We start from the raw sequence: 18133 nt of genomic DNA on the forward strand, positions 1-18133 counted from the left end.
CCGGTGCTGTGTTGCCTGCCAGGGCCTGCCGTGCTGTGGAGATTCGGAGGGGAGCTCCGGTAGCCGCCGGACTCCCCTCCCCCACACCCCTTGCGTGCGTGGGTGTCTGAGATGCGTGGCGGGCGTCGGTGCGCCAGCGCTGCGCCGTCTCACGGACCACGCCGAAGCGACGCATCAACTCCGCCGCGCTCATTCCCCCCGCAGCGGCGCGGCGGCCGGCCGCGGCCCGCTCGCGCTGCCCGTCCGGCGGGAGCAGCCCGAGCCGGGCGTCCACGAGCTCGAGGCCGCGTTGGTGGCGTAGCGCGTTCCGTTCGGCCGGGGTCGTGCCGCCGGCGATGCCCTCCGGCAGCACCCGCAGGGCGTAGTCGAGGCACTGGGTTCGGACGGGGCAGCCCGCGCAGACCCGCTTCGCTGCGGTGACCTGACGGTCGAAGGCGGTGCCGCGGTCGGTCTCGGGGAAGAACAGGTCCGGGTCGACCTGGACACACAGCGCGTCAGCGCGCCAGTTCCGGGCCTCGTTACGCGCGGTGGTCATCCCACCGCCTCCGAACCCGCCGGCGGCTGGTGGTTGAGCGCCGGGGTGGTCGAGTCGTCCACCGTCGACAGGAACGACGCCACCGCCTCCGGCAACCCCTGCCCCGCCGGAGTCGCCACGAACAACACCAACGCGACCAGCGAGAACACCACCGCACCCGCCGGGACGCGGCACTTCGCACAGATCACCGCGCCGACGATCGCGAACACGATCAGCACACCCACGCTGCTCACGCCACACCGTCCGGGACTGTGCGACCCCAGGTGTCCACGACGTCCGAGCACTCGACACACCCTCCTGCCGCGCGTGCCCTCCTCAGAAGTTCGTCGACGGCCTCTGCGGGGACCACGTAGCGCCCTTGGCCGCGTCCGGCTCGCATCTGGACCGCAGGAAAGGCGTCGGCCTGGACAAGCCTGTAGAGGTGCTCCTTCGAGACGCTGAGGAGCGCCGCGGCTTCCGGGATCGAGTAGGTAGGCACCCCATCTGCACGCTTTTGCAGCGCCTTCCGCAACGTTCGTGCTTGAAGAACGTCCCTCCAGCTTTCGGCCTGAACGGCGTCGTCACTCATAGTTCCCTCCTGCGTCTGCAAACGGGTGCATTCACAATTGCGAACGCCATCCCGTCACACTCTGTACAAGTCGTGACCTGCACAGACAACAGAACCGCAGTTTGCAGTGCAGGAACAGGAGACTCCGTGTAACTAGACGTAACGGGGCAGCAGTTACGCCTTCTCGTCGTAGGCAAGATATGCAACAATTGCTTCTCATCCACCCCGCCGGAGGACTAATGTCTTCTCCACTCCGGGACGCACGCCTCTCCCGCGGTTGGTCTTCGACGAGATTGCGACATGAACTCACCCTCGCCGCCAGACGCCTGAATGTCCCGATCGCGACGGACGCGAGCCTCCGCGTCCTCATCTCCCGTTGGGAGAACGGTCACGCCTCTCCGGACCCGGTGAACCGACTGCTCCTTCTGGAGGTCCTGCACCTCGACGCCGCAGCTCTCGGGTTCGAAGAACCGGTTGACTCATCGCACAGCGACGTCGCCGGGCTACTGACACAGGCCATTCGACGGAACCAACCGCCAGTAGCCGTCGTCAACTACTTCGCCCGACAGCTGGCGGACCACGTCATGCTGGACAACCTCGCCGGCCCGGCCCACCTGCTGGACACGGTGATCGGCCAGCTCCGCCAAGTTGAACTGCTCGCGGAGTGCGGCGCGACTGATGTTGCCGAGGTCGCCTCTCGTTATGCGGAGTTCTGCGGCTGGCTCCACCAGGACGTGGGGCGCAACGGCGAGGCTCTGCGGTTGACCAGCCGGTCGGTGGATTTCGCTGAGATGGCGGGGAATCTTGAGCTTGCGACATACAACCGGATGCGAAAGGCCAACTTGCTAGCGGTGGCCGGCGAACTCCAGCTGGCAGCGTCGGTGGCCGGTCGAGCCCTGGACGACGCCTCGAGGCACTTCCCACATCTCGTGCCTGTCTGCCTTCGCCAACACGCCCTCACGTCGGCCCGGCTGAAGGATGAGCATGGGGCTCGCGCATCGATCGAGCGAGCATTAGCGCTGACAGCCGAGTCCGTCGATGGGTCCGGCCTCGCCACCTACTGCACGACCGGCTACGTGCAGATGGAGGCTGCACTGTGCCTCCTGGTACTGCGGCTGCCTGCTGAGGCAGCCAACGTGTGCGCCGAGGCGCTCAGCACCTGGCCATCCACATTGGTTCGTGATCGCACCGTGTGCCATGCCCGGCATGCCATCGCGCTCCTTGAACTACGTGAGTTCGAAGAGGCGTGCCGGACAGCGATGCTGGCGCTCGACGGCGTACGGTCGGCACCGTCGGGACGGGTGCTGCAACAGCTGCGCCTCGTCGTAAATCGCCTCCATCCGGTAGGCCGCAACGCGTATGTTCGTGAGCTGACCGAGGCGCTTGCGGAGGTCGTCTAAGCCAGGAGGATCCGCCGGTGCTCATCTCGACCGCGACGTCGACGGACGAGGCGACGCGGTCGGCGAAGGTCGCAGTTCTGCCGGTGGGCAGCTTCGAGCAACACGGGTCGCATCTGCCTCTGTCGACCGACACCTTGATCGCTGCGACGATCGCTCATCGGATCGCCACCGACTACCGTCTACTGCTTCTTCCCCCCGTGACCATAAGTTGCTCGCACGAGCACTCCGGATTCGCCGGAACGGTAAGCATCTCGGCGAGCACACTTAACGCGATAGTCACCGATATCGCTGCGTCACTCAGGCAGGGAGGAGTGCCGCGGCTCGCGATCGTCAACGCGCATGGGGGAAACTACGTCCTCTCGAACGTTGTACAACAAGCGAATGTATGTGGAACATCGACCATCCTCTTTCCTCGGTCAGACGATTGGTCCGACGCACGTCGCAGGGCCGGCGTGACGACGAACAACCACGAGGACATGCACGCCGGTGAGGCTGAGACGTCCATTCTTCTCGCAGCGCACCCGGAAAGCGTTCGACCTGAGTACAGAGATGCCGACAACAGTGTCGACGATCGACGCCATTTGCTGACCATTGGTATGTCCACTCTGGCGCCAGATGGGGTCATTGGGCGACCGTCGCTTGCCTCAGCCGAGAAGGGCAAAGCACTCCTGGACGCATTCTCGGAGCTATTTGCTTCACACCTCGAGTTACTGAAGGATCTCGAGTAAACAAGCAACTCACCACTCTCGCGGTCAGCGGTTGGAGACCTTGAGGAACCCGCCGAAACGGACCTGGAGCCCGAGGCCGCCCTACCTACTGCTGGGCCTAACCTTCGACGCGCGACTGCGGCAGCGTCATGCGGCTCCCCAAAATCTCGGACGCTTTGCGGTCCGACTCACCCACCCATGCCGCGTAGACGCGAAGCGTCGTAGTGCCGCCGCCGCCGTGGCCAAGGCGGCCAGCGACCGTGCGCAGGTCCACGCCCGCAGTGAGAAGCTCCGTCGCCGAGTAGTGCCGCAAGGCGTGCAGACGAGTCTCGATGCCGACGCCCCTGCACATCCGGCCGTAGCGATGCGTCACGGCGCTGGGATCCGCCGGCCGAGTCCGCAGCGGATCATACGAGAAGAGATACGTGTCATTCCGTGGCTCGGCGCCCACTGCTCGCACTTGTTCTTCATAACGCTGCCGGTGCTCGGCAAGCATGGCCACCGTCGCCGTATCCAAGGCGATCCGACGCATCTGGTGGGTCTTTGTATCCTTCTCGATCCGCTGGGCTCCGGAACGTATGAAGTTCCGCCGGATGGCAACCATGCCTGCGTCAAGCTCGACATCGGACCAACGAAGCGCGAGTGCTTCTGCGCGACGCATCCCTGTCACCATCACCAGCCAGACGAGAGCGCCCCAGTCCGAGTCTTGTCGCCACGCAGTTTCCAGAATCAACGCAGCCTCGGCAGCACTCGGCGGGTCAGGCTGCGGCCGAGGCTGCCGCGGCTTGCGCGCCTTCTCCGCCGGATTCGTGCGTATCCATTCCCACCTGACAGCGGCGGCCAAGGCGGCGCTGATGATCCAATGGACCTGCCGGATCGTCGACGCCGCCATCGGACGGCACGAGTGCGGCGGGCATTCGACCACCGTGCAGCCCGCTGCGTCGCACTCATGCGGCTCAGGCCCTGGTCGTCCGGGACGCCGTTTATGACGCACCACTCGGCATTCGTGCGGCCTACTCGTCCGGTGATCCACGGCGCCTTCACGCCCGTCGCACAGCTGACCGCAGCGACGGAGGTCCGCGTAGAACTCCTCCAGGACCTGCGTGGTGACCTTGGCGATCGGCACATGCCCCAGCCGGGGGTCGATGACGCGCCGGACGTATCCGCGATACCCCTCCATCGTCGACGCTTCCGCCTCATGCGTGCGCAGCCAGGACGTCAGGGCAGTGCCGAACGTCGCCTTCGTCCGAGGGTTGCGCTGCTCGTCGACAGTTCCCAGCAGGCGCGTGAGGATCTTTTGCGCCTCGCGCTCGTCCCGCGTGGACTCAGTGAGGTAGTTCGGTTTGCCCGTCACCGGGTCGACACCCGCGTACACAAGGACCTGGAACGAGTTCCCACGGCGGCGGACGTGACCGCGAGGGCGCGAAGGCTTTCCGCTGGTCCGGGCCACGGGTAAAGCATAGCCGATGACACTGTCATTGACAGGCTTCGCTCGGCAGCGCCGTAGACGACATGAACGTGCAGGTCAGTAACGGTGGGCCCCCGGGGGATCGAACCCCGAACCCGCGGATTAAAAGTCCGCTGCTCTGCCGATTGAGCTAGAGGCCCCGCGAGCGCCGCAGCGCCCACGCCAGACTACGACGTACCACCACCTTGCACCGCGACCCCACCGGGACGAGCCGGTGACCTTCGTCGCGCCGCCACCCCTCCCTGACGTCTGTCACTGTGCGTCATCGGCGATCCTGCTCCGATGCGTGCATTGCGGACTTCCGCGACGTTTCTGATCGCCGCCCTCGTGCTCGTCGGCTGCGCGAACTCCGAGCGCCCGTCGGACGCGCCCGCCACCGCGGCGACCGCCCAGACCCGCACCGCGGACGTCGCCAAGGAGTTCTCCGCCTCCGACACGGCCGCGATCACCTACAAGCCCGATCTCGTGCCGGTGGGCGCCTCCGTGGCGGTGTCGTCGCGGTCGGGGGGCGGGTCGTCGACTGTCACGCTGACGGTCACGGGCCTGGAGCCCGACCACCACTACGGCGCGCACGCCCACAGCAAGCCCTGCGGCGCAGCGGCTGCCGACTCCGGGCCGCACTTCCAGAACAAGAAGGACCCGGTGACGCCCAGCGTCGACCCCGCCTTCGCCAACCCGCAGAACGAGATCTGGCTCGACCTCTCGACGGGTGGGTCGGGCGCCGCCTCGGCGACGTCGACGGTGGCGTGGGACTTCACCGACGCGGCGGCGCCGAAGTCGGTGGTGGTGCACGCGAACCACACGTCGATGGAGCCGGGCAAGGCCGGTACGGCGGGTGACCGGCTGGCCTGCGTGAACGTCGCTTTCTAGACGGAGGACAATCGGCCGGGTGAGCGTGCAGGACCTCGACACCCGCCCGGCCGTCGCCGAGGCAGCACCGGCCACCGCGCCGGTCCTGCCGCCGTTGCGTATCGGGAAGTTCTCCGTCGACACCCCGGTGGTGCTGGCGCCGATGGCCGGGATCACGAACCCGGGTTTCCGACGGCTGTGCCGCGAGCAGGGCGCGGGCTACTACGTGTGCGAGATGATCACGTCGCGCGGCCTGGTGGAGCGCAACCCGCTGACGTTCCGGATGATCGCGTTCGACGCCGACGAGCACCCGCGGTCGATGCAGCTGTACGGCGTGGACCCGGCGACGATCGGGGCGGCGGTGAAGATCGTCGCCGAGCGGGATCTGGCCGACCACCTGGATCTGAACTTCGGCTGCCCGGTTCCGAAGGTGACGCGCCGGGGCGGCGGGGCGGCGTTGCCGTACAAGCGGAAGCTGTTCGAGCGGATCGTGCGGGCCGCCGTGGAGAACGCGGCCCCCGCCGGCATCCCGGTGACCGTGAAGATGCGCATCGGGATCGACGACGAGCACCACACGTTCCTGGAGGCCGCGCACATCGCGCAGGGGTGCGGCGTGTCGGCCGTGGCACTGCACGCCCGCACGGCGGCGCAGCGCTACTCGGGGACGGCGGACTGGTCGATGATCGCCCGGCTGCGCGATGCGATGCCCGCGGAGCTGCCGGTTCTCGGCAACGGCGACATCTTCTCCGCCGACGACGCGCTGGCGATGGTGTCGGCCACGGCCTGTGACGGTGTGGTGATCGGGCGGGGCTGTCTGGGCCGGCCGTGGCTGTTCGCGGACCTGGAGGCGGCCTTCGCGGGCCGGCCGTTGCCGACCCCGCCGAACCTGGGTCGGGTCGCGGCGACGGTGCGGCGGCATGCGGTGCTGTTGTGCGAGCACATGGGCGACCACAAGGGCATCCGCGACGTCCGCAAACACATCGCCTGGTACCTGAAGGGCTTCCCGGTGGGCGGCGACATCAGGAAGCGTCTCGGCATGGTCGAGAGCATCGACGAGCTCGACGAGCTGCTGGCGATGCTCGACCACGACGAGCCGTTTCCGGCCGACGCGGAGGGCCCGCGGGGCCGGCAGGGATCGCCGGGGCGCGTGGTGCTGCCGGAGCACTGGCTCGACGACCCGTGCGATCCGTCGGTCCCGTTCGGCGCGGAACTGGATCATTCCGGCGGGTGATCACCTCTACGGCCGGTGCATGCGTTCTCGCCCGGTCGTGTGGAGTCGCGCGCTAAAGGGTTGTCAGGGCCCGGAAACCTCAAGGGCCACACCCGTCACGACGAGACAATCGGCATGGCGACGGGGGTGATGACGTGGGGGACGTGACCGTGACGGCGGGACCGGTGCCGATCGGTGACGTCGAGCAGACTCCTGCGGCGGCCGCCGCCCGCGCCGCGATGCACACCGCCGAGGCCGAGAAGCTCGCCGCGCAGGGCCTGTGGGAGCAGGCGTACACGCATCTGCGTGCGGCGGTCCGACTGCACCACCTGGCGGGCAGCGCGACGACGGGCCCCGACGAGCTGGACCGGCTTCGCCGCGAGCACGCCGAGGCGCGGGAACAGAGCCTGCGCGACAGCCTGACGGCGAGCTACAACCGTCGTTATCTCGACGAGCGGCTCGGTGCCCTGCTCACCGACCTGGCCGGGCTGGGCGACGACACGGCTGGGGCGACGGGCATCTGCGTGGCGCTCGCCGACATCGACCACTTCAAGCTGGTCAACGACACCTACGGCCATCTACTGGGCGACCGGGTGTTGCAGCGCATGGTGTCCGAGCTCGACGCGGCGCTCCCCGACGGCGCGTTCTGCGCCCGCTACGGCGGCGAGGAGTTCGCGTTGGTCATGCCGGGCCGTGACCTCGGCGACGCGGTGCGCTGGTGCGAGGCGGCGCGGGAGCGCATCGCGCAGCACCCGTGGCACGAGCTGCACCAGGACCTGCGGGTGACGGTGAGCATCGGGGTGGCGCACTCCGACAGCCGCCCCACCGACGTCGAGCGCCTCATCGGAGCGGCCGACGCGCATCTCTACACCGCGAAGCAGGCCGGCCGGAACGCCGTGGCGTACCGCGCGGCGCGCACGGGGCTGGTGCGGCTGGCGGGTCCGGCGTCACGCCGCCGGTCGATCCCGCAGCCGGTGCGCACGACCGGGTGATCACGCCCCGGGGCGGTCACGGGGAGTCGGCTCCGTAAACTCGACGGACGCGGGGGCGGATCGTTCGGTCGACAACGACCGGGTCCGCCCTCACGCGTCTGGCCGAGGAGGTGACCGTGCCGAACGGGTCGGACCGTCCGCGAGACCCCTCGGCTCGTCGCCGCCCACGCCCTCCCGCCGACCCCGGTTCGCCCGATCCGCGCGACGACAGGTCCGCCGATCGGCGCAACAACGGCACCCGCCGAGGCGAACCGGCCGACCGGAGTGCCCGCGGGTCAGGGCACTCCGGCCCCGCAGATCGTGCGCTACCAGACGACCGTCGCCCTCGGGACGACCCGGCGCCCCGCACCTCGGCACTGCCCGCCGTCGGCCGGGATCCGGTGACGGAGCAGTTCACGCAGCTGCAGCCACGTATCGACGACGCCCCCCCGCGCCGACCCGACCGACCCCCGGCCCGCGACGAGGCCCGCGACGGCCCACCGACGACCGCGATCCGCCCGGCGACGCCCCCGACGCCCCCGACGCCCCCGACCGAAGCGATCCCGACGACGCGGAACCCGGCACGGCACGGCTCGGGACCTCGTACACCTCAGGACCCGACGCCGCAGGACCCGACATCGCCTCCCCCGGCCCGGCCACGGGAAACGGGCCGCCCCGCGACCCGCGAACCCGACCCGGACCCCGGACCCGGCTCCGGCAACCCCCGTCCCGCGCCGGCGGCGGCTCGGCTGCCACGACGCCCGAGCCCGCTGCCGCAGGCCTCGCCCTCCGGCGAAGCGGCCCCCGCCGAGCCGCGACCGGCCGCGAGCTCCCTCCCGCCGGGCCTGCTCGAGGCGATCAGCGGCAGTGACGGGGCCGCACCCAGATCCGGCAACGAGCCCGACGACGACAGCGACGACGACGAGGGGCCGCAGGACGCGCCCGTCGACCTCGCCACCCCCGACGACGGCCATGCCCGCCGACGCCGGATCGACGAGAGCCTGACGCGGTTGTCGGCGGCACACCGGGGCCCGGTGGAACCCCGCACCGCCGGCGACGAGGACGACGACCCCCGCGACACACCCGACCCCCGTGACGAACCCGAGGACCACCCGGTGGGCCCCGTCCCCGCCGGCGGACCCTGGTCGCAGGACATCGGCCACCGGGCGCGCAGGCTGCGCTGGGCGGCGGTCGCGGTGGCGCTGGTCGTGTTCGTCGCGATGACGGTGGGCTGGTCGTCGAAACTCGGGCTGGACGAGGGCATCCACCAGGTCGCCGGCCTCGACCCCGAGTCGGCGGCGGTCCTCGACGCCGACGCCCAGGCCGGCAGCCACAACGTCCTCCTGCTCGGCGTCGACACGACGACGGGAGCCGATCCGGGGGCGGACACGATCGTCCTCGCCCATGTCCCCGCCGACGGCGGCGCGGTGACGCGGCTGTCGTTCCCCCGGAACCTGGAGATCAACCGGCCGCCCTGCCAGGGCTGGGACGCGGCCACCGGCGCCTACCTCGACCAGACCGTCCCCGCCGAGACGCGCACGACGATCGACTCGGCCTACCGCTCCGGTGGGCCCGCGTGCGCGGTGCGGGTGGTGCAGCAGCTGACCGGGCTGTCGCTGTCGGGGTTCGCCGCCGTCGACCTGGGCGGGCTCGGCGACATGGCGGGCGCGCTGGGTGGGCTCCCGGTGTGCCTGGACCGCCCGGTCGTCGACGGGGTGCTGGGCACGGTGGTGCCCGGCGCGGGCGAGACCAGTCTCGACACGACGACCGCGGCCGGAGTCGTGCGGGCCCGGCACGTGCAGGGCGACCCGGGTACCGACGAGGGGCTCGTCGACCGTCAGCAGCGGGTGCTGGCGGCCGCGCTCGACGGCGCGTTGTCGACGCCGGCGTTGCTGAACCCGTGGCGCAGTCACGCCTTCGGGCAGGTGCTGGCGCGGTCGGTGGTCGCCGACGGGATGGACGCCGACCAGCTGCTCGCCACGGCGTTGACGTTGCGCGGCATCGGGGGCGGGCCGTTCGTCACGGTGCCGACGTCGGCGGAGAACAACTCGCGCGGTAACGCGATGATGCGCGACCGGGACGCATCGGCGCTGTTCAAGGCGTTGCGGACGGGTGCGCCGATCCCGGACTCCGCGTCGGCGCCGCCGAGCACGGCGTCGGTGCCGTCACCGTCGACGATCACGGTGGACGTGCTGAACGCGTCGCAGCGCCAGGGACTCGCCCAGGAGGTGGCGTCGCGGCTACGGGCGGTGACGTTCGGCATCGGGTCGGTGTCCAATGCGTCGCGGCCCGCGGCCGACACGGTGATCCGGTTCTCCCCGGACCGGGCGGCGGAGGCGCAGGTCGTGGCGTCGGCGGTGCCGTCGGCGAGGTCGGTGGCGGATGCGACCGCGAGCGGGGTGCTGCAGCTGGTGCTGGGCGACTCGTTCGACGGGATGATCCGGGCGATCCCCCCGAACTCCCCCGCCACGGCAACGGCCGGGCTCACGTCGGGCGCCTGCTCCTGAGTGGACCGCCGACGCCCGTGAGCAGGGGGAATACGTCGATCGTTCACCCCGGGTTCACCCGTAGGAACGGACTTCGGGGACGGTTCATCGTAGGCTCCCTCTCATGCGTGACCACTACCAGGAACAACTCGACGGGCTGGCCAACCGGCTGGCGGACATGTGCGACGGGGTGGCGGCTGCGCTCGACAAGGCTTCCCGCGCGCTGCTGAACGCCGATCTGCAGCTCGCCGAGGAGGTCATCTCCGAGGACACCGGGATCGACGGCATCCGCGCGCAGGCCGAGGAGCAGGCGTTCGCACTGCTGGCCCTGCAGGCGCCGGTGGCCACCGACCTGCGGATCGTCGTGTCGGCCATCCACGGCGCCGGCGACATCGAGCGCATGGGCGACCTGGCGCTGCACGTGGCGCAGGCGGCCCGTCGCCGGCACCCGCAGCCCGTGCTGCCCGACGAGATCGCACCCTACTTCGCCGAGATGGGCCGGGTCGGTGTCGAGCTGGCCACGAAGGCCGCAGCCGTCATCCGCACCCGCGACCTGACGGCGGCGGCCGAGCTCGAGACCGACGACGACGCGATGGACGACCTCCACCGGCACATGTTCACGGTGCTGATGGACCGCGACTGGGACCACGGGGTCGCCGCGGCGGTCGACGTCACGCTGCTCGCGCGCTTCTACGAGCGCTACGCCGATCACGCTGTCGCCGTGGCGCGCCGGATCGTCTACGTGGTCACCGGCCAGATGCCGGGCCCGATCACCGTCTGACGTTCCGCCCGCCCCGGACCGGTCCAGCCGTTTGACGCGGGTCCGGTCCGGGGACACAAGCGTCATGCCGGATAACTCGAGCAACGTGTACCGCGTGACCGAGATCGTCGGGACCTCCACGACGAGCGTCGACGAGGCGATCACCAACGGGGTGACGCGCGCGTCCCAGACGTTGCGCAACCTGGACTGGTTCGAGGTCACGGAGATCCGCGGGCATCTCGCGGAGGGTGGCGTCGACTACTACCAGGTGGGCCTCAAGGTCGGGTTCCGTCTGGACGACTGACGGTCGGAGGCCTTGCGACGCATGGCGTTCACCGGCCGTTCACCTGGATCACCGGATCCGGCGACGTCCGTTTCCTAGCCTGTCGCGGTGCGTGATGCGCTGCAGGTGCAGCTGACCGATCTGACCGCCCAGCTGTCGGTGATGGCGCGCGACGTCGCCCAGGCGATGCGCGACGCGACCACGGCCTGTCTCGACGGCAGGGTCCGTCTCGCGGAGCGGGTGATCTCCGGCGACGCGGCGATCGACGCGCGGCGCGACCAGATCGAGGAGCAGGCCGTCGCGATCCTGGCGCTGCAGCAGCCGGTCGCGACGGACCTGCGCCGGGCACTGGCGGTCATCCACGTCGCCGACGACATCGAGCGGATGGGCGACCTGGCCCGGCACGTGGCCAAGGCTGCCCGGCGCCGGCATCCCGGCACAGCCGTCCCCACCGAGGTGCACCCGCTGCTGGAGCGCATGTCCGACACTGCGATCGCCATGGCACTCAAGGCGTCCGAGGTGCTGCGGACGGGCAATGTGCTGCTCGCCGCCGAGCTCGACGGTGACGACGACGAGATGGACCAGCTGCACCGTGACGTGTTCGGCGTCCTCATGGACAGGAGCTGGCCGCACGAGGTGACGGCGGCCGTCGACCTGACGCTGCTGGCCCGGTTCTACGAGCGCTACGCCGACCACGCCGTGGCGGTCGCGAAGCGCACCATCTACGCGGTGGTCGGCGGCGGGCCCGACCCCCTCCCGACCTGACCCGCCGCCACTCGCGGTCTCCCGCCACCTCGGCTCAGCCGAAGCGGCCGGAGATGTAGTCCTCGGTGGCCTGCTCGGTGGGGTTCGAGAACATCTTCGGGGTGTCGTCGATCTCCACGAGACGACCGGGCTCGCCCGTCGCGCGCAGGTTGAAGAAGGCCGTCTGGTCGCTGACGCGGGCGGCCTGCTGCATGTTGTGCGTGACGATCACGATCGTGTACTCGGTCTTCAGCTCGGAGATCAGGTCCTCGATGGCGAGGGTCGAGATCGGGTCGAGCGCCGAGCACGGCTCGTCCATGAGCAGGACGTCGGGCTGCACCGCGATCGCGCGGGCGATGCAGAGTCGCTGCTGCTGACCACCGGAGAGGCCGCCGCCGGGCTTGGTGAGCCGGTCCTTGACCTCGTTCCACAGGTTCGCCCCGCGCAGGGCGCGCTCGGCGACCTCGTCGAGCTCCTTCTTCGCCTTGCGACCCTGCAGCTTCAGCCCGGCCACGACGTTGTCGCGGATCGACATCGTCGGGAACGGGTTGGGCCGCTGGAACACCATGCCGATCGTGCGGCGCACACCGACCGGGTCGACCGACGGCCCGTAGATGTTTTCCCCGTCGAGAAGGATCTCCCCGTCGACGCGGGCGCCGGGGATGACCTCGTGCATGCGGTTCAGGGTGCGGAGGACGGTCGACTTGCCGCAGCCGGACGGGCCGATGAAGGCCGTCACACTCCGCGGGGGCACCGACAGGCTGACACCGTCCACGGCGTGGAACTTGCCGTAGTAGATGTCGACGTCCTTCAGGTCCAGACGCTTGGCCATCAGGCGCTCTCTCTCACTTGGTCTTCGGGGCGGTGATCTTGGACAGGACCGCCGCCAGCAGCTGGAAGATCGTGATGATCAGGATGAGGGTGATCGCGGCACCCCAGAGCCGGTCGGCGCCGGCGTCGGTGGGGTTGGCCCGCTCGACGGTCATCATCAGCGGCAGCGACGCCATGTTGCCGCCGAAGATGTCGAAGTTGATGTACGGGGCGTACGCCACGAGGATCAGCACCGGCGCCGTCTCGCCCATGACGCGGGCGAGGGCCAGGACGATGCCGGTGAGCATGCCCGAGAGCGCCGTCGGGATGACGATCTTCACGATGGTCTTCCACTTGGGCACGCCGAGTGCGTAGGACGCCTCGCGCAGGTCGTCCGGGACGATGCGCAGCATCTCCTCGGTCGACCGGACGACGACGGGCAGCATCAGCAGCACCAGGGCGAGCGACACCGCGAGCGCGCTGCGGGGCAGGCCGAAGATCGAGATCCACACGGCGTAGACGAACAGCGCGGCGACGATCGACGGGACACCGGTCAGGATGTCGACCATGAAGGTCGTCGCCCGGGCGAGCCGGGTACCGGCGCCGTACTCGACGAGGTAGATCGCGACCATGATGCCGATGGGCGTCGCGATGACCGCGCAGACGAGCCCTTGGAGCAGGGTGCCGATGATCGCGTGGTACGCCCCGCCACCCTCCTGCCGGGCGAGGAGGCCGTTGAGCGACTGCGACCACCAGGTCGAGCTGACGACCGCCGCGATGCCCTGACTGACGACCGTCCAGATGACCCACACCAGCGGCACGAGCGCGATGAGGAACGCCAGCGTCATCAGCACCGTGGCGACGCCGTTGCGGGCCTTGCGGCCGGCGCTGATGCCGGTGAAGGTCGGCGCGGTCGCGGACTTCTCGAGATCGACGGTGGTGCTCATGCCTTGGCCCCCGATCGGCCGATGACCCAGCGGGCCGCGGCGTTGACGAGGAACGTCAGCACGAACAGGACGAGGCCCGCCGCGATGAACGCCCCCGCCGACAGGTTGTTGTTGAGCTCGGCGAACGACAGGGCGATCTTCGATGCGAACGTCGCACCACCGTCGAACAGGCTGCCCGTGAAGATCGCCGGCGTAGCCGCCAGGATGATCATCAGGGCGATCGTCTCGCCGAGCGCGCGGCCGAGGCCGAGCATCGACGCGCTGACGTAGCCGGCCCGGCCGAACGGCCACACCGTCATCCGCACGACCTCCCACTTGGTCGCGCCCAGGGCGAGGGCCGCCTCGATCTGGGTGCGCGGGGTCCGCTGGAACACCTCGCGGCTGATGGCGGTGATGATCGGCAGGATCATGACCGCGAGCACGATGCCTGCGGTGAAGACCGTCGCCCCGGCGATCTGGACGTTGCCCGGGGAGAACAGGAAGAACCAGCCGAGGGTGTTCTGCAGCCACAGCGCGAACGGCTGGATCGCCGGCGCCAGTACGAACAGGCCCCAGAGGCCGAAGATGATCGACGGCACGGCGGCCAGCAGGTCGACCAGGTAGCCGAACGGGCGCGCCACCTTGGCCGGCGCGTACTGGGTGAGGAACAGGGCGATGCCCAGTCCGACCGGCATGGCGAGGACCAGCGCGAAGATCGACACCTCGACGGTGACGAGCAGCAGGTCCAGGATGCCGAAGTGCAGGTTGTTCGGGTCGCCGGCCTCGAACTGCCGGCTGGTCAGGAAGTTGGCGTTGTTCTGCAGGAGCGGCGGGACCGCCTGGATCAGCAGGAACAGACCGATGGCGCCGATGAGCGCGACGACGAAGGCGCCCGACCCGGTGGCGAGGAACCGGAAGATCCGGTCGCCACGCTGGACGAATGTCGCGCCTGCCGTGCCCTCTTCGGGGGGCGGCGGTTCGGTGGGAGGAATGCCTGCCTCCGGTACTGCGGCGGAGACGGAACCGCCCCACCGGTCACCGGGTTCACCGGTGCCGGTGGGGCCGTCCGTCACGGTCGGATCGCTCATCGCCCGCCCTCGCCTGAGCTCGGGCGGCGCTGCGCGCACGCGCTGTACTGATCGGTCGCTCGCTCGCGCTCGCTCATCGCGTCTCGGTCTCCGTGATTGTGCCAGTCGAGCAGATCAGGCGATGGCCTGAATGGCGGTCAGCAGCTTCTGCTGGAACTCCGCGGGAAGCGGGGCGTAACCCGCGGCGGAGAGGTTGGCCTGGCCGTCGGTGGCCGCGACCGTGAGGAACGACTTCACCGCAGTGGCGGTGGCGGCGTCGTAGCCCTTGGAGCAGACGATCTCGTAGGTCGCCAGGAACAGCGGGTACGAGCCGGCGGGCGGCTGCGCGTAGGTCTTGGTCAGGTCGAGGGTCAGGTCGTTGCCCTGACCGATGACCGTGGCGCCGGCGATCGCCTTGCCGACGTTGGCGTCGGTCAGCTCGACCGCACCCGAACCACTGTCGATCTTGGCCATGCCCAGCTTGTTGTCCTGCGCGAACGACAGCTCGACGTAGCCGATGGAGCCCTCGGTGGCGGCGATGGCCTGCGCGACACCCGCGGAGCCCTGCGCGCCGGAGCCGATGCCACCGGTGAACTTCTTGCCGGTCTCCTGGGTCCAGGCACCCTTCGAGGCGGCCTTCAGGTACTTCTGGAAGTTGTCGGTGGTGCCCGAGTCGTCGGAGCGGAAGACGACGTTGATGGGCGTGGCCGGCAGGGTCACACCGCTGTTGAGGGCGGCGATGGCCGGGTCGTTCCAGGTCTTGATCTGGCCGTTGAAGATCTTGGCCGCGACCTCACCGTTGAGGGTGAGCGAGTCGGCGCCGGCGACCTTGTAGGCGATGGCGACCGGACCGAACACCAGCGGCAGGTTCCACGCCGGGTTGCTCTGGCACCGGGTGGCCGCGGGGCCGGCTTCGGTGGAGCTGAGCGCGGAGTCCGAGCCACCGAAGTCGACGAGGCCGGCGGTGAACTGCTTGACGCCCGCACCGGAACCGGTCGGGTTGTAGGCGATCTTGCTGCTCGAGCACTTGGCCTGGTAGGCCTGCGCGAACACGTCCATCGCGTTCTTCTGGGCCGAAGAGCCCTCGGCGGTCAGGCTCGCCTTGCCGTTGCAGTCGACGGCGGGAGAGTTCGCCGACGACGTTCCGCCGGCACCCGAGCCGCCGGCGTTGGGGTCGCTACCGCACGCGGCCAGCAGGATCGCGCCTGCCGCTGCAAGAGCGACCACGAGCCCGTGACGCTGGAGCTTCACTGGAATTTCCTCCGCTTGGATCACGTTTGGACGGCTCGGGGCGGCCGTTCGCGGAGGACGCTAAGCAGGCTGAATGGACAACCGGCCCCGATCAGATGAACGAGAAATGAACTCATCACCGTGGGTGCCTGGGATCACTACCCGATCGTGATCATCGTGACCCGTTTGACCTGCGTCGACACCCCGCCGAGCGTGATTGCGCGACGGTGAACGACGATCAGCTGCGGTACATCGAGTGGACGCGCCACGGGGTGAAACCGAGCCGCTGATAGACGGCCACAGCGGGCGCATTGTCGGACTCGACGTAGAGCATCACGGCGTCGAGCCCGTGGGACCGCAGATGCTCCAGCCCGGCGATCGTCAGCGCCCCACCGAGACGCCGGCCCTGCGCCGCCGGGTCGACCCCGAGGACGTACACCTCGCCGATCGCCGGCCCCTCGGCCCCGGCCGGGTGGACCTTGGTCCAGTGGTAGCCGAGCAGCCGCTCGCCGGCCCCGTCGCCCTCGACGGCCAGCAGGAACCCTGCGGGGTCGAACCAGGCCTCCGTCTCGCGCTGCGCGACCTGCTCGTGCCCCCAGCCGCCCTGCTCGGGGTGCCAGTCGAACGCCGCGTTGTTGACGCGCAGGAACTCGGCCTCGTCGCGGGCCGGGTCGAACGCGCGCAGCCGCACACCCTCGGGGAACTCCGCGGCCGGCAGCGGCTCGTCGAGCTCGCGGCGCATCTGCCACAACTCCCGGACCTTGGTCAGGCCGTGCGTCGCGGCCAGCCGGGCCGCGCCGGGGTGCTCGCCGTGCGCCCACACCTCGAGCGGGCCGCCCGCGCGGGCGACGACGGCAGCGACCAGCGCCGTCCCGATCCCCTGCCGCCGGTGCCGCGGACCGACGACGAGCTCCGCCGTCCCCGCGCCGTCGCCCGACGTGGCGAGCTGCGCGTACCCGGCGACGACACCGTCGGCCGCGGCGACCACGTGCACGATCCCGTCGCCCCCGTGGCGAAGGTTGATCAGGATCTGCTCCGACAGCGGAGCGATCCCGTCGGCCTGCGCGGCCGCGTCGGCGAGGGCACGCACCGCAGCGGCGTCCTCGGCGCCGATGAGGTCCGAGATGGACGGTGAGGCGACTCCGGTCATGCCCGAAACCCTACGCGGGCAGGCAGACGGTCAGCCGCCGCGCGACACCGGCTCCGGGGCCCGGTGCTCCTCCTCGTCGTCGTCGACGGGACCGTCGAGACCACCCGCCGGCACACCCATCGCGCCCCGCGCCGGCCGCACGAACTTGTAGCCGACGTTGCGGACCGTGCCGATCATCTGCTCGTGCTCGGTGCCGAGCTTCGCGCGCAGCCGCCGCACGTGGACGTCGACCGTGCGGGTGCCACCGAAGAAGTCGTACCCCCACACCTCCTGCAGCAGCTGGGCCCGGGTGAACACCCGTCCCGCGTGCTGCGCGAGGTACTTGAGCAGCTCGAACTCCTTGTACGTGAGCTCCAGCAGGCGACCCCGCAGCCGTGCCGAGTACGTCGCCTCGTCGATCACCAGCTCGCCCAGGACGAGCGCGCCGCCCGTGGTCGCGGCGTCACCGCCGGGGCGGGCCCGGAGCAGACGCAGCCGCGCGTCGACCTCCGCCGGACCCGCGCCCGGCAACAGGATCTCGTCGACCGCCCACTCCGAGGACACGGCGACCAGCCCGCCCTCGGTGAGGATCGCGACGACGGGCACGTCGGTTCCGGTGCTGCCGAGCAGGCGGCACAGGCTGCGCGCGGCGACCAGGTCGCTGCGCGCGTCGACCAGAACGGCATCGTGGGGGCCCGCGTCGAGCAGGGCAGCCACCTCGGGCGCAGCCGTACGCACCCCGTGTGGCAGCAACGTCAGCGCGGGCAGGACCGCCCCGGGATCCGGATCAGCTGTCAGCAGCAGGAGTTCCACCGCCGGCTCCTCTCCGCCGGCGGCGCGACCAGGCAACCGGCACGTCACGCACGGCGTTCGACCCGCGGCGACAGGAGCCGGTCCGCCCGGTGCCCGCCTCCGCGCGACCCGGTCGGGGCTACCACGCGGAACGCTCGAACCATATCGGTTCAGTCGTGCGGTGTCCGGGTATCGCGGCGCACCTCACGGGACCGCCCC

The 18133-nt window shown here is 70.1% G+C and carries 19 protein-coding genes and 1 tRNA gene; 9 read left to right on the forward strand and 11 right to left on the reverse strand.

Annotation, left to right across the window (positions count from 1 at the left end; translation table 11 throughout):
- The 3 genes from TOK_RS35035 to TOK_RS10840 form a co-directional block, all read right to left on the reverse strand.
- The coding region (locus tag TOK_RS35035) for a WhiB family transcriptional regulator (protein ID WP_216361934.1) at positions 1–535 on the reverse strand (535 nt) is incomplete at its 3' end.
- On the reverse strand, positions 532–768 hold the full coding sequence (locus TOK_RS10835) for a hypothetical protein (RefSeq protein ID WP_098957704.1): 237 nt from the start codon (positions 766–768) through the stop codon (positions 532–534). The genes TOK_RS10835 and TOK_RS35035, both read right to left, overlap by 4 nt.
- Entirely contained in the window at positions 765–1103 is a 339-nt protein-coding gene (locus tag TOK_RS10840) for a helix-turn-helix domain-containing protein (RefSeq protein WP_098957705.1), read from the reverse strand. Before TOK_RS10840 ends, TOK_RS10835 begins: the two co-directional genes overlap by 4 nt.
- A 386-nt stretch (positions 1104–1489) precedes the next feature.
- Between TOK_RS10840 and TOK_RS10845 the strand changes: the two genes are divergently transcribed.
- Positions 1490–2482: a hypothetical protein gene (locus TOK_RS10845; protein WP_098957706.1), complete on the forward strand. Its 993-nt coding sequence runs from the start codon at positions 1490–1492 to the stop codon at positions 2480–2482.
- 17 nt (positions 2483–2499) lie between these two features.
- The gene (locus TOK_RS10850) at positions 2500–3210 is read left to right on the forward strand and encodes a creatininase family protein (protein WP_098957707.1); all 711 of its coding nucleotides are present in this window, start codon (positions 2500–2502) and stop codon (positions 3208–3210) included.
- 97 nt (positions 3211–3307) lie between these two features.
- On the opposite strand, the gene TOK_RS10855 is transcribed toward TOK_RS10850, so the two are convergent.
- Both TOK_RS10855 and TOK_RS10860 read right to left on the reverse strand, forming a co-directional pair.
- Positions 3308–4543 (reverse strand): site-specific integrase, encoded by a 1236-nt coding sequence (locus TOK_RS10855; protein ID WP_253258314.1) that lies wholly within the window; start codon positions 4541–4543, stop codon positions 3308–3310.
- A gap of 181 nt (positions 4544–4724) precedes the next feature.
- Positions 4725–4797, reverse strand: a tRNA-Lys gene (locus TOK_RS10860).
- Positions 4798–4939: 142 nt separating this feature from the next.
- On the opposite strand from TOK_RS10860, the gene TOK_RS10865 reads away from it, so the two are divergent.
- From TOK_RS10865 to phoU (TOK_RS10895), 7 genes are all read left to right on the forward strand, one after another.
- Positions 4940–5527, forward strand: a complete 588-nt coding sequence (locus tag TOK_RS10865) for a superoxide dismutase family protein (protein ID WP_098957709.1) — start codon at positions 4940–4942, stop codon at positions 5525–5527.
- 85 nt (positions 5528–5612) lie between these two features.
- Positions 5613–6737: a tRNA dihydrouridine synthase DusB gene (gene dusB / locus TOK_RS10870; RefSeq protein WP_374754886.1), complete on the forward strand. Its 1125-nt coding sequence runs from the start codon at positions 5613–5615 to the stop codon at positions 6735–6737.
- 134 nt (positions 6738–6871) lie between these two features.
- Positions 6872–7708, forward strand: a complete 837-nt coding sequence (locus TOK_RS10875; protein ID WP_253258315.1) for a GGDEF domain-containing protein — start codon at positions 6872–6874, stop codon at positions 7706–7708.
- Positions 7709–8721: 1013 nt separating this feature from the next.
- Positions 8722–10194 carry an LCP family protein gene (locus TOK_RS10880; protein WP_141566346.1) on the forward strand — a complete coding sequence of 491 codons (1473 nt, stop codon included), beginning with the start codon at positions 8722–8724 and terminating at the stop codon, positions 10192–10194.
- Between the two features lie 103 nt (positions 10195–10297).
- Complete coding sequence (gene phoU / locus TOK_RS10885; protein ID WP_098957712.1) at positions 10298–10954, forward strand: phosphate signaling complex protein PhoU; 657 nt, start codon at positions 10298–10300, stop codon at positions 10952–10954.
- Positions 10955–11018: 64 nt separating this feature from the next.
- Positions 11019–11237: a dodecin gene (locus TOK_RS10890; RefSeq protein ID WP_098957713.1), complete on the forward strand. Its 219-nt coding sequence runs from the start codon at positions 11019–11021 to the stop codon at positions 11235–11237.
- Between the two features lie 87 nt (positions 11238–11324).
- Entirely contained in the window at positions 11325–11981 is a 657-nt protein-coding gene (gene phoU / locus TOK_RS10895; protein WP_098957714.1) for a phosphate signaling complex protein PhoU, read from the forward strand.
- Positions 11982–12015: 34 nt separating this feature from the next.
- Here the strand turns inward: phoU (TOK_RS10895) and pstB are convergent, their stop codons facing one another.
- From pstB to TOK_RS10925, 6 genes are all read right to left on the reverse strand, one after another.
- On the reverse strand, positions 12016–12792 hold the full coding sequence (gene pstB / locus TOK_RS10900) for a phosphate ABC transporter ATP-binding protein PstB (protein WP_098957715.1): 777 nt from the start codon (positions 12790–12792) through the stop codon (positions 12016–12018).
- A gap of 13 nt (positions 12793–12805) precedes the next feature.
- Positions 12806–13717 (reverse strand): phosphate ABC transporter permease PstA, encoded by a 912-nt coding sequence (gene pstA / locus TOK_RS10905; protein WP_098957716.1) that lies wholly within the window; start codon positions 13715–13717, stop codon positions 12806–12808.
- Positions 13714–14784 (reverse strand): phosphate ABC transporter permease subunit PstC, encoded by a 1071-nt coding sequence (gene pstC, locus TOK_RS10910; protein WP_098957717.1) that lies wholly within the window; start codon positions 14782–14784, stop codon positions 13714–13716. Before pstC ends, pstA begins: the two co-directional genes overlap by 4 nt.
- A gap of 114 nt (positions 14785–14898) precedes the next feature.
- Positions 14899–16014, reverse strand: coding sequence for a phosphate ABC transporter substrate-binding protein PstS (pstS, locus tag TOK_RS10915; protein ID WP_098957718.1), 1116 nt, complete (start codon positions 16012–16014; stop codon positions 14899–14901).
- 217 nt (positions 16015–16231) lie between these two features.
- Positions 16232–17143: a mycothiol synthase gene (mshD, locus tag TOK_RS10920; protein WP_098957719.1), complete on the reverse strand. Its 912-nt coding sequence runs from the start codon at positions 17141–17143 to the stop codon at positions 16232–16234.
- Positions 17144–17173: 30 nt separating this feature from the next.
- Complete coding sequence (locus TOK_RS10925) at positions 17174–17935, reverse strand: response regulator transcription factor (protein WP_098957720.1); 762 nt, start codon at positions 17933–17935, stop codon at positions 17174–17176.
- Positions 17936–18133: the final 198 nt, after the last annotated feature.

Origin of the sequence: Pseudonocardia sp. N23, from assembly GCF_002583555.1 — a bacterium.
GTDB lineage: Bacteria > Actinomycetota > Actinomycetes > Mycobacteriales > Pseudonocardiaceae > Pseudonocardia.